This window comes from Achromobacter sp. 46006 (genome assembly GCF_059761975.1).
In genome coordinates this window covers 1-10,999 of sequence record NZ_JCBANN010000102.1, presented here as the reverse complement: position 1 = coordinate 10,999, position 10,999 = coordinate 1, and the positions used below count along the sequence as shown (strand labels likewise).

Sequence of the window (10,999 nt, the reverse complement as noted above, 5' to 3'; positions counted from 1 at the left end):
AGTGAACGACACGGCGTCAGATGTGTAAGCGAAACGGCCCTGGGGCTTTTACATCCCCGGGCCGCCTAAAGCTGAAAACGCCCCCTCGGGGGGCAGCAAGCCGAAGGCGCGGCGTGGGGGCCCTTTTTCATCGCCGAGCCGCCTCAAGGTGAAAACGCCCCCTCGGGGGGCAGCAAGCCGAAGGCGCGGCGTGGGGGCCCTTTTTCATCGCCGAGCCGCCTCAAGATGAAAATGCCCCTCGGGGGGCAGCAAGCCGAAGGCGCGGCGTGGGGGCCCTTTTTCATCGCCGAGCCGCCTCAAGATGGGATTCTTTTCATGCCTGGCGCGGCGGGCGCCAGGCATGCCGCGTCATTGCGCGACCAGTTCGACCCGACGGTTCCGGGCGCGGCCCGCCTCGGCGTCGTTCGCGGCCACGGGCGCCAGCGAGGCCACGCCGCGCGCCGACAGGCGCGCGGCCGGGATCTGGTAGTCGGCCTCCAGGGCCTTGACCACGGCATTGGCGCGCCGCTGCGACAGGTCGAGATTGCCGGCCAGGGTGCCCTGGTTGTCGGTATGGCCGACCACATAGACCTTCAGGTCCGGATTGGCCTTGAGCAGCTTGCCCATTTCGTCCAGCGCGGCCTTGGATTCGGGCTTGACTTCGGCCTTGTCGGTATCGAAGTACACGCCATAGACCGCGACGCGGCCCGATTCGGCCAGCGATTTCTGCATGGCGGCCATGTCCAGAACCTGGACCTGGCCGGTCTGCATCGGCTTGGTCTCGAGCACCTGCTGGAACACCGGCGTAATGTGATTGGAGCCGTCTTCCATCACGTCCAGGAACACGTAGATGTCTCCCGTCGGCGCGGCTTTCTTCGCCAGCACCACGTAGTACTTGCCCCCGAACGCGGCATCGCCCTGGCCCGGCTGGCTCACCTTGCCGCTATTGATGACGAAGGACTGGAAATCGCCGCCGCACTGCTCGTCGCCCTTGCACTCGAAAAGGGTCTTGAAGCCGCCCGCCTGCAGCGCGCCCTGGTAGTTGCGGTAGACCTCCAGCGCCGACTTCCTGCCGTCGATGCGGTAGGAGATGCGTGTCAGCTTGCCTTCCAGCTCCAGGCCCTTGGCCTCGGACTCCTCGGGAATCGGCCGGTCGGGCATCAGCGCTTCATCGTAGTCCTTGTGTTCGTAGGCGCGGATCTCGGCGCCTTCGAAGCGGGTCAGCGCGGGATGATCACGCGAGCCCTTGACGTCCTCGGCCCGCACCGGCGATGCCGCCAGCATGGCGGTGAGGATGGCCAGACCCGCGGCCTTCACGATATGCGCGTTCACGATCTCTACTCTCCCGGCCGGCAGGCGCCGGCATGCGTCCAGAATAAGGAAACGCCCGCACAGGCGGGCGGCAGCCATTATGCATAGCCGCCGTGAAGATTGAAACCGCGCGGGGTAACAAAACGTAGGCCGCGGTGACGGGCTCATCAGGCCTCAGTGGAACGCATAGGCATCCATCGCCAGCGCGCCGTACGAAACCTCATCGTTGAGCCGCGTGGCATGGCCGCCTCCCGCGCCCAAGGCCACATACAGCGGCATCAGATGGTCGTCGTGCGGGTGGGCCTGCGCCGCGCCCGGCGCCCGGGCCTGCCAATCCAGCAGCGCCGGCACGTCATGCGCCGCCAGGTGCCGGGCGTACCAGTCCTGGAACGCCGGCACGTAGGGCGCCGGCGCCGCATCCTGCGGCATGCGCACGTCGCGCAGGTTGTGCGTCAGCGAACCCGATCCGATGATCAGCACGTCCTCGTCGCGCAGCGGCGCCAGCGCGCGGCCCAGTTCGAGCTGGCCGGCGGCATCGCGGTCCATGTCCAGCGACAACTGCACCACCGGCACGTCGACCTGCGGATACAGGTAGCGCAACGGCACCCAGGCGCCATGATCCAGCGGCCGGCGCGGATCGCGCTCGGCGGCGATGCCGGCGGCGGCCAGCAGGCCCTGCGTGCGCGCCGCCAGCTCGGGCGAACCGGGCGCGGCGTATTGCAGGGTGTAGAGCTCCGGCGGAAAACCGCCGAAGTCGTGCCAGGCCACCTGCTGGTCGCGGGTGGACAGGGCCAGGCCATAGCCCATCCAGTGCGGCGAGACCACCAGGATGGCGCGCGGCTTGCGGCCCTGGGACTGGCTCCAGGCCGCCAGCGCGGGGCCCGTCAGGCCGGGCTCCACGGCCAGCATAGGGGAACCGTGGGAAACGAAAAGCGTGGGCCAGCGCATGGTGATGCCTCCGGAAAGCGTGACGATGAAGCTATTTTCGGTCGATTCCGATCAGCAATAAACCATTTCCCAGGGGATGATCTGTTGCCAGAACAGCATCAATCACCGGAATGCAACGGTCCTGGGCGCTTCGGCGACCGCTTGTGTGGCGGGCGTTAAACTACGCCGTTACGCACTTATTGGACGTCATCCGAAGTTATGGCCCGATCCCGCAGCCAATCCGCTCCCCGCTTGACCCGCGACGCCTCTCGCCTGATCACGCTCGCCCAGTCGCTCAATCGCTCGGGCAGCCGCGTCGAAGACGTGTACTGGGAGAATCAGCTTGGCGAAGCGATTCCGAAGCTGCTCAAGGCAGGCCAGGATGCCCCGCTGGAAGCCGCGCTGGACCACCTGGCCCAGAACGACGTGGGCGCCTATGAAGTCCTGATCGAACAGGCCGAGACCCTGTCAGAGTCGATGAAGATCGACAAGAACGGCGTGCGCTATGACATCCTGCTGATCGTCGCGCCCATCGTCGCCTGGACCCGCTACGCGATTCCCACCGGCCCGGTGCCAGCCAGCGCCCAGCAGGCCCTGCTGGCGCAACTGCACGGCCACGTGCTGTCGAGCCAGGCGCGCAGCGCCCTGATGCCCTACCTGGTCAGCGTCGACCAGATGCCGCGCACGTTCTCGGAAACCTGGCAATGGCTGCAACGGCTGGGCACGCAGGCGCTGGGCGCCGAGACCACCAAGCCGGCGCTGAACACCGAGGCCGAAACCGCCAACATGCTGGCCGATACGCGCTACGTCGTGGCAGCCGTGGCGGTGCCCGAGTTCGCGCCCGTATTCCGCTGGCAGGAGCAGGCCGGCGAGGCCGAGGCCAGCCGCGACGCCTGCCTGGCGCAATGGGCCGCCCAGGCCCAGCCGACGCTGGCCGGCCTGCTGCCGGGCTGCGGTTTCGAAGCCCTGCTGCCCGACGCCTACTATGTCAGCAACCGCGAGGCCGACCGCCGCGTGCGGCCGCTGTCGCTGCGCGCCGCCGTCAGTTGGCTCGAAGGCGCGGTCAACCTCGAGGCCTCGCAACTGCGTGCCGTGGTGGCCGGCTGCGGCGAAAACCGCATCGACGAGTACCGCGTCGGTTTCACCGCGCGCAACAGCAACGACGTCTACTACGGTTGCGTCTGGCCCCTGTACGGGCGCGAGGAAGACCTGCCCGCCGACGAGGGCCAGCCCGATGTGATCGACGAGATCGCGGCGCTGCTCAAGGAATACGGCGTCAACGACGTGCGCCGCATTCCGGGCGTGCTGCCGCCGGAATACTGCGAGGATTGCGGCGCGCCCTACTTCCCCAATCCATTGGGCGAGCTGGTGCATGCCGAGCTGCCCGAGGACGCCGAGGCCGCGCCCGCCAAGTTCCACTGAGCCCGGCCGATGCAAGCGGACCTCTTCTGCCGCGTGGTCGACAACTACGGCGACATCGGCGTCTGCTGGCGCCTGGCGCGGCGGCTGGCGCAGGGCCACGGCTGGGACGTGCGCCTGTGGGTCGATGACCTCGCCAGTTTCGCCCGCATCCAGCCCGGCATCGAGCCGGGCGCGGCGCGCCAGGCGATGGCGGGCGTGGACATCGTGCATTGGTCGGCCACGCCAGACCCGGCGCTGGGCGCGCGCGACGTGGTGATCGAGGCCTTCGCCTGCGATCCGCCCGATGCCTTCCTGGCCAGCATGCGCCAGCGCCATCCGGCCTGGATCAACCTGGAATACCTGAGCGCCGAGGACTGGGTCGAAAGCTGCCATGGGCTGCCTTCGCAGCGGCCCGACGGGCTGGTGAAGCATTTCTTCTTTCCCGGGTTCACGCCGGCCACGGGCGGCCTGCTGCGCGAACCGGGGCTATCGGCCGAACGCGATGCGTTCCAGGCCGATCGGGCCGCGCAGGATGCATTCCTGCGCGGCCTGGGCGTGGCCGACGACTCGCTGTCGCTTCGCCGCAACGGCGCCCGCACGGTGTCCCTGTTTTGCTACCCGAGCGCCCCGGTCGGCGCCCTGGCGCGGGCGCTGGCGGCCGACCCGCGTCCCACTCTGCTGCTGGCGCCGGAAGGTGTCGCCCCCGGCCTGGAGCCGGCCTGCGCCCTGCCCGGCGGCCCGGCCGTGGCGCGCCTGCCGTTCGTGGCCCAACCCGATTTCGACCGCGTGCTGTGGTGCGCCGACCTGAACTTCGTGCGCGGCGAAGACTCCTTCGTGCGCGCGGCCTGGGCGGCGCGGCCGCTGGTCTGGCAGATCTATCCGCAGGACGGGAATATCCACCTGGAGAAACTCGACGCCTGGCTCGCACGCTATCCGGCCCCGATACCCGGCGCGGATCTCATCCGCGCCTGGAATCAGGCTGACACGGATCTTGCCGCCGAGGCCGCGCTGGCGGCTGCCCTCGCCCCGGGCCCCTGGCAGGCCTGGAACCAGGCGGCCCGCGACTGGGACGCGGCGCAGGCGGGGCAGCCAGACCTGGCGGAAAATCTGGCCGGCTTTTGCGCAGACTTGGTCAAGAAACGCTAGAATAGAGAGTTTTCTGAGTCGCCCTGGATTGTCGGCGCCTCAACTATGACGCCTCCCGGGGTGTGCATGAAGCCAGATGTGCGGGCCTGTTTGAAGGGGTCCGCACGAATCTCCAGGCTGATGACGATGGGCCTTGCGGCCCGTTGCCAGGCGCCTTCGGCGGCTTTCTGCAAGCACGGCGAGTGCACCCTTTCCCCCCGGAGTTTTATCGATGAAAACCGCTCAGGAATTGCGAGTCGGCAACGTGGTCATGGTCGGCAAGGATCCCCTCGTGGTCCAGAAGGCCGAATACAACAAGTCCGGCCGCAACGCCGCCGTCGTCAAGCTGAAGTTCAAGAACCTCTTGACCGCCTCGGCCAGCGAATCGGTCTACAAGGCCGACGAAAAGTTCGAAGTCGTCCAGCTCGACCGCAAGGAGTGCACGTACTCCTACTTCGGCGACCCGATGTACGTCTTCATGGACGAAGACTACAACCAGTACGAAATCGAAGCCGAAAGCATGGGCGACGCCCTGAACTACCTGGAAGAAGCGATGCCCGTGGAAGTGGTCTTCTACGACGGCCGCGCCATCTCGGTGGAACTGCCCACGACCATCGTGCGTGAAATCACCTACACCGAACCGGCCGTCCGTGGCGACACGTCGGGCAAGGTGACCAAGCCCGCCAAGATCAACACCGGCTACGAATTGAACGTGCCGCTGTTCTGCGCCATCGGCGACAAGATCGAAATCGACACGCGCACCAACGAATACCGCAGCCGCGTCAACAACTGATCCGGCCGCAGGCAAGCAAAAGCGCCAGCCCTCTTGGGGTCTGGCGCTTTTTTTATCGCCCCGCGCAGCGGCGCGGCCGGCCTGTCATTGCAGGCGTTCGTCGTCCAGGAAGTCGGGCACGGCCATCACGTCGATGCCGTCCTCGGCCAGGGCCTCGCGCTCTTGGCGCGTGGCGGTGCCGCGGATGGGCCGGTCGTCGGCGTCGCCCTCATGGATGCGGCGCGCTTCCTCGGCGAAGCGCGCGCCGACGTTTTCGGTATTGCGCAGCAGCGCCCGCACCTGCCTCATGACCACCGCCTGCAGGGCCGACATCTTCTCGGCATCGGTGGCGCCGGCCGGCGCCGCCGGCTGGGCCGCGGGTGCGTGCAGGTGCGCCACGTTCAGGCGCGGGGCCGACAGGCGCTTGGTGATGCTGGCCGAGCCACAGACCGGGCACGACACCAGGCCACGCGCCTGCTGGGCGTCGTAGTCGTCGTGCGAACCGAACCAGCCTTCGAAGATGTGGCCGTGCTCGCACTGGAGGTCGAAAACTTTGAGAGCCATGGTGGAAATATGGGGGCTAGCGGCCAGAATACAAGAAAGCGCGCGCGCGGGCCCGGGTGCCCGACCGCCGACGGGCTTTTCGGCCATTTCGGAGTCTTTTGGCGGCTTTTACGCCACACTGGCGGCCGCCCGCGCCCAATGAAAAGCGGGCCCGGGGGCCCGCTTGCTGGCGTGCGCGGCGCCTACTTGCCGCGCCTGGCGGCGGGCGCCTGGCCGATCTGCGCCTGCTGCGCCTGCAAGGCGTCGATCTGGCGCTGCAGGTCGCGCAGTTGCTGGCGCACGTCCTTCTGCTGGTCGGCCAGCGCAGTGGCCTCCTGGCGCGATTGCTCCTGGCGCGCGGCGACCTGCTGTTCCTGTTGCATGCGCAGGGTGCGGTCGGCCTGCAGCGTGCTCAGCTCGGCATTGCGGGCGGCCAGCAATTTCTCGGCGTGGGTGTATTCGGCCTGCAGCTTGATGCGCTTGATGTCCACCTCGGCCAGGTCGGCCGACTGGGCGGCGAACGCGCGGTAAGTGGCTTCGGCCTGCTTTTCCGACTTGGTCTTGAGCACCCGCCAGAAATCCTTTTGCTGGAACAGGGCCACGTAGTAGGTCAGCTCGTCCGGCTTGAACAGCAGGCTGGCGCCGTAGGTGCCGTTGTAGCTGGTGCGCAGCTCGGACACCTGGCGGCTCTGGATCAACGCCTGCAGTTCCGCCACGGTGGAGGCCGGGCGCGGGGCGGGCGCCGGCGCCGGCGGCGTCACTGGCGTGGCCGCGGGCTGCTTGTCCTCGACCTGCTGCACCGTTGGACGCGGGGGCTCGGATTGCGCGCTGGCGCATGCAGCCAGGCTCGACAGGGCCGTACCCAGCAGCGCCATGCGCGCAGCGGCACGGATAAAGTGGACGTTCATGCCTTCCCCAATAAAATCGTTGCGGAACTATAGCAATTTATTTCGTTCGCGGCAGACGCGCTTGCATCGCACGCGGCCACCGTGTCGCGCACTAAGGGCGATTCCCTATTGCGCCGCATCGGCCCCGCGCCATGGCGCTTCACGAGGCCTCCACGATGCCGTCGGCGGTCTCGCCCTGGCCGCCGCCCAGATGCAGTTTGCGCATTTTTTCCCACAGCACCTTGCGGCTGATGCCGAGGGTGTTGGCGGTGTCCTGGCGGCGCCAGCCGTTGACATCGAGCGCGGCCAGGATACGGGCCCGCTCGGCGCGCTCGGCGTCGCTGAACACCGGCGGCTCGCACTGGGTGCTGGCCGCCGCCGCGGCCAACGCGCCGGGCGCGCGCAGCGGCTCGGCCAACTGGTCGAAGATGCGTTCGATGCGCGGCTGGTCCCAAGCCTGGAACTGGCGCCGCACGATGGCCACGCGTTCGGCCACATTGGAAAGCTCGCGCACGTTGCCGGCATAGCGCGTGCGAGATACCCGTTCCAGCAGCCAGGCCGGCGGCTCGCCCTCGGCGCCGAGCCGTTCGAGCAAGGCGCGGAAGATCGCCGCCTTTTCCTCGGGACCGCGCTGCTCCAGGTTGGGGATGCGCAGCTCGATCACCGCCAGCCGGTAATAGAGATCGGCGCGGAATTCGTCCTGCCCCACCAGCACGCGCAGATCCTTGTTGGTGGCGGCCACCAGACGGAAATCCACCGGCACCTCCACGGTCGAGCCCAGCCGCGTCACCGCGCTCTGCTCCAGCACCCGCAGCAGCTTGACCTGCTGATACAGCGGCAGGTCGCCGATTTCGTCCAGGAACAGCGTGCCGCCGTTGGCCTGCTCGAAATAGCCCTTGTGCGCGCCCACCGCGCCGGTGAAGGCGCCTTTGGCATGGCCGAAGAAATGCGCTTCGAACAGGCCTTCGGGGATGGCGCCGCAATTGACCGCCACGAACGGCCCGTCCGACCAGGCGGCGCGGTCGTGCAGCAGGCGCGCGATGCGTTCCTTGCCGACGCCGGTCTCGCCATGGATCAGCACGTTGCTGCGGCAGTCGGCGAACATGTCGGCCTCGGCCAGCAGCGCCCGCATCGGTTCGGATACCGCGATCAACGGTTGCTCGCGGCGCGGCGCGCTGCGGCTGAACTGGTCCAGGGTGCCGAGCAGCTCGAACAGCAGCTTGCGCAGGTCCGAGGTAGTGAAGGCCAGCGGCAAGGTGTACGAGTATTCCGGCGGGTAGTAGCGCGGATCGCGGCCGCGCGCCTCGGCCGCCACCCAGATGACCGGCATGGCCTGCCCCGACAGCCAGTCGTAGCCGCTGAAACGGTTGTCCCCCATGACCGAGACTGACACCAGCGCCACGGCCGGCCGCGACGGATCGCGCGGCGGCGGAAACGCAGTACCGGCATCGGCGCGCACCAGCGACACGTCCATGCCGGCCAGGCAGCGCTCGGCGCGGCTGGCGATATCGGAGGTGCCTTCCCAGACGTAGACGTCGAACTCTTCGCGCGAGAATTTCTGGGTCATGGCGACCACCGCGCCGGCCAGAGTGGGAGGGAAATCACGGGCTTTATCATCAGTACACCAGACGGGGCTTGCCGCAGTCCACGGACAGCAGCGATACATCGGTTTGGCCTACGCTCAGGCCAAGCAGGTCCAGCAGTTGCTGCAACAGGGTCGACAGCATGCCCAGCAGCGGTTGCAGCAGCGTCACCACGATGGACAGCACGCCGCCCACCTGGTTGCCGCCGCTCAGGGCCAGCGAGGAAACCGCATTGACGCGGCATTGGCGGATGCCGTCCGGCGTGATCGCCAACAGGCAGGTCACGTCGCCCAGCGGCGCCAGCAACAGCGAATTGAGAAGGTTGCCGACCAGTTGCAACGTGCCGCCCAGCACCCCGGTCAGGCCGCCAGTGGCCATGCGCTGGCCCAATTGGTTGAGCGCGGTCGAGGACCACTGCATGTCGTTGACCACCTGCGAAATCGACTTTCCGGGATTGCTGCCGCCGCCGCCCACCAGGGTGGTGGCGAGCGAGGTGCGCTGCGCGGCGGTCAATGGCGTGCCGGTGCCGATCAGGTCGCCCAGGATGCCGCCGACCACGGCGTCGGCCAGGTTGCCGGCCAGCGTGCCCAGGTCGACCGAGGTGGCGTTGACCGTGGCGGTGGAATCGGGCGATGGCGGCTCGGTCAGCGTGACCGACACGGGCGCGGTCGAATTGAAGATCGGCAGCGTCACCTTGCTGCTGAGCGGCAGGATGTCGAGCACGTTCAGCACCTGGTAGCGCTGGATCGCGGCGAACGAGCCTGGCTGGCAACTATTGGTGATGGACAGGAAGTTGGCCTGCACGGGGTCGACGGCGGACGTCATGCCCGGGAAGCGCCCCAGGCAGATATTGGCGACCGACGAGGTCACGTCGATGGTGGCTTGCGATTCGGTCAATGGCGCCTGGCACAGTTTGGACACAGTGCCGGTGGACTGCGCCACGTCGATGATGACGGGCAGGTCGATGCGCGTGCCCAACGTATTGGCCAGCAACGGCCCGACCAGCGGAATGTTGCTGGTGTTGGCGCGCAGGTAGACGCGGATGCCGGCGCTGGTGGCCTGGGCGCCAACGCCACCTACCCCGATCGTCGGCGGCTCGACGATGCGCACCTGCGACTGCACGCCCAGCAGCGGCACGCTCAGCCCCAGGTCGACCAGGTTCTGGCCGTTGGCGATGACCAGCGCCGTCTCCAGCACATTGAGCGCATTGACGTTGGCCTGCAGCGCCGAGTTGACGTCGCCGCCGGCGACGTTCAGGTCGAGCACGCCGCCGTCGCCGAACAGTTTCACGGGCAGGTTCAGCGGCATCACGTTCAGCACCACGTTGATGGCATCGGTCAGCAGCCCGACGCTGGCGCCGGCGGTGCCACCGGCCTTGTTCATCACCGTGAGCGTGGCCTGCAGCAATTGGCCCAGGGTCAGATTGTTGAGCGCGGCCAGTTGCTCCGCGGTGCCCACGCCGGTGGCCACCGACACCGGCAGGCCGAGCGCCTCCAGCAGCCCGGAAGGCGTGATATTGACATTCGCCAGGCCGGCGGCGTCGAGCACATCCAGTTGCGCCGGGGTGGCGCCGACTGTCGCCAGCAACTGCGACAACAGGCCGCCCCGCTGCAGCCGCAGCAGGCGCGAACCGACCGTGAAGACCGCCACCGGCTGGGTGCTGGTGGCCACCGAGACGACCCGCACCGGCGCGCCGTCGGCGATCCCCGGCAGCAGGCTGCGCAAGGACTTGCTCAGCGTGATGCGCAACGCATTCGGCGCCTGGCCGCTGGCGGGGTCGAACACGTACATGCCGTCGGCATCGGCGCGGCTGGTATCCCAGACCTTGCACTCGACCGTCACGTCGGTGGCGGCGAAGGTTTCGAGGATGTTGGGCACGTTGGCCAGCACCGCCGCCTGCCCGGCGGCCTGGGCCCGGGCGCAATCGGCCGGCGCGCCCAGGCCCAGCACCTGCACCGCCGACAGCGCGGCCAGGTCCGCGGCCTTCTGCATTTCGCGCTTCATGTAGTAGGCGTAGCCCAGTTGCGCCACGCCCAGCAGCACCACGCCGACGATAACCACGAAAATGATGGCCACGGTCATGCTGCCACGCTGCCGTGGGCAGGTCGCAGGACGGGGGTGGCTGGCTGGCATGTTCACGGCTCCGTGGCTCGATGCGGCAGGCAAGTTATGTCTGACGTGCCTAGTTGGTGTTGTTGGTCTGGACCCGCTTGGTGAACCACTCGGGGATCGGATGGCTGAAGCTCTCGAGATAGCGATTCCACGCCGCCGTGGAGGTCGCGCCCAGCACCGGCAGCGCCGCCCCGGCGCGGCGGCCGTCGGCCTGCGCCGCCAGCAGGCCGCGGGTGATGTCGCCGAATGCCTCGGCGGCCGGTTCGGTTGGCTGGGCCGCCGGCGGCGCGGCCTGCGGCAGCGGTGTCTGCACCTGCTTCCCGCCCTGTCTTATATATACATCTGAATGTAGCTACGAA

General features: G+C 68.0%; 10 protein-coding genes. 3 read left to right on the top strand and 7 right to left on the bottom strand.

Going from position 1 to position 10,999, the window contains the following annotated elements:
- Nucleotides 1-348: 348 nt before the first annotated feature.
- Together AC6LKG_RS25795 and AC6LKG_RS25790 are read right to left on the bottom strand one after the other, a co-directional pair.
- Nucleotides 349-1,311 (bottom strand): OmpA family protein, encoded by a 963-nt coding sequence (locus AC6LKG_RS25795; protein WP_498169707.1) that lies wholly within the window; start codon nt 1,309-1,311, stop codon nt 349-351.
- Nucleotides 1,312-1,464: 153 nt separating this feature from the next.
- Complete coding sequence (locus AC6LKG_RS25790) at nt 1,465-2,238, bottom strand: DODA-type extradiol aromatic ring-opening family dioxygenase (protein ID WP_498169704.1); 774 nt, start codon at nt 2,236-2,238, stop codon at nt 1,465-1,467.
- 198 nt (nt 2,239-2,436) lie between these two features.
- Between AC6LKG_RS25790 and AC6LKG_RS25785 the strand changes: the two genes are divergently transcribed.
- The 3 genes from AC6LKG_RS25785 (at nt 2,437) to efp (ending at nt 5,536) form a co-directional block, all read left to right on the top strand.
- Complete coding sequence (locus AC6LKG_RS25785) at nt 2,437-3,639, top strand: DUF2863 family protein (RefSeq protein WP_498169702.1); 1,203 nt, start codon at nt 2,437-2,439, stop codon at nt 3,637-3,639.
- 9 nt (nt 3,640-3,648) lie between these two features.
- Nucleotides 3,649-4,764, top strand: a complete 1,116-nt coding sequence (earP, locus tag AC6LKG_RS25780; protein ID WP_498169699.1) for an elongation factor P maturation arginine rhamnosyltransferase EarP — start codon at nt 3,649-3,651, stop codon at nt 4,762-4,764.
- A 211-nt stretch (nt 4,765-4,975) separates the two neighbouring features.
- The gene (gene efp, locus AC6LKG_RS25775) at nt 4,976-5,536 is read left to right on the top strand and encodes an elongation factor P (protein ID WP_175132708.1); all 561 of its coding nucleotides are present in this window, start codon (nt 4,976-4,978) and stop codon (nt 5,534-5,536) included.
- A gap of 84 nt (nt 5,537-5,620) precedes the next feature.
- Here the strand turns inward: efp and AC6LKG_RS25770 are convergent, their stop codons facing one another.
- The 5 genes from AC6LKG_RS25770 to AC6LKG_RS25750 form a co-directional block, all read right to left on the bottom strand.
- A complete protein-coding gene (locus AC6LKG_RS25770; RefSeq protein WP_498169696.1) occupies nt 5,621-6,079 on the bottom strand; it encodes a DUF1178 family protein in 459 nt (152 codons plus the stop codon).
- Nucleotides 6,080-6,261: 182 nt separating this feature from the next.
- The gene (locus tag AC6LKG_RS25765) at nt 6,262-6,966 is read right to left on the bottom strand and encodes a DUF2968 domain-containing protein (RefSeq protein ID WP_498169694.1); all 705 of its coding nucleotides are present in this window, start codon (nt 6,964-6,966) and stop codon (nt 6,262-6,264) included.
- A gap of 139 nt (nt 6,967-7,105) precedes the next feature.
- Nucleotides 7,106-8,512, bottom strand: coding sequence for a sigma 54-interacting transcriptional regulator (locus AC6LKG_RS25760; RefSeq protein WP_498169691.1), 1,407 nt, complete (start codon nt 8,510-8,512; stop codon nt 7,106-7,108).
- Between the two features lie 49 nt (nt 8,513-8,561).
- Entirely contained in the window at nt 8,562-10,610 is a 2,049-nt protein-coding gene (locus AC6LKG_RS25755; protein WP_498169689.1) for a pilus assembly protein TadG-related protein, read from the bottom strand.
- 100 nt (nt 10,611-10,710) lie between these two features.
- On the bottom strand, nt 10,711-10,953 hold the full coding sequence (locus AC6LKG_RS25750) for a DUF3613 domain-containing protein (RefSeq protein ID WP_498169686.1): 243 nt from the start codon (nt 10,951-10,953) through the stop codon (nt 10,711-10,713).
- Nucleotides 10,954-10,999: the final 46 nt, after the last annotated feature.

Excerpts from the sequence above, each read along its gene's own strand:
- AC6LKG_RS25790 (WP_498169704.1), bottom strand. The coding sequence starts at position 2,238 with ATGCGCTGGCCCACGCTTTTCGTTTCCCACGGTTCCCCTATGCTGGCC.
- AC6LKG_RS25760 (WP_498169691.1), bottom strand. The coding sequence starts at position 8,512 with ATGACCCAGAAATTCTCGCGCGAAGAGTTCGACGTCTACGTCTGGGAA.
- efp (WP_175132708.1), top strand. The coding sequence starts at position 4,976 with ATGAAAACCGCTCAGGAATTGCGAGTCGGCAACGTGGTCATGGTCGGC.
- AC6LKG_RS25770 (WP_498169696.1), bottom strand. The coding sequence starts at position 6,079 with ATGGCTCTCAAAGTTTTCGACCTCCAGTGCGAGCACGGCCACATCTTC.
- earP (WP_498169699.1), top strand. The coding sequence starts at position 3,649 with ATGCAAGCGGACCTCTTCTGCCGCGTGGTCGACAACTACGGCGACATC.
- AC6LKG_RS25765 (WP_498169694.1), bottom strand. The coding sequence starts at position 6,966 with ATGAACGTCCACTTTATCCGTGCCGCTGCGCGCATGGCGCTGCTGGGT.
- AC6LKG_RS25755 (WP_498169689.1), bottom strand. The coding sequence starts at position 10,610 with ATGACCGTGGCCATCATTTTCGTGGTTATCGTCGGCGTGGTGCTGCTG.
- AC6LKG_RS25785 (WP_498169702.1), top strand. The coding sequence starts at position 2,437 with ATGGCCCGATCCCGCAGCCAATCCGCTCCCCGCTTGACCCGCGACGCC.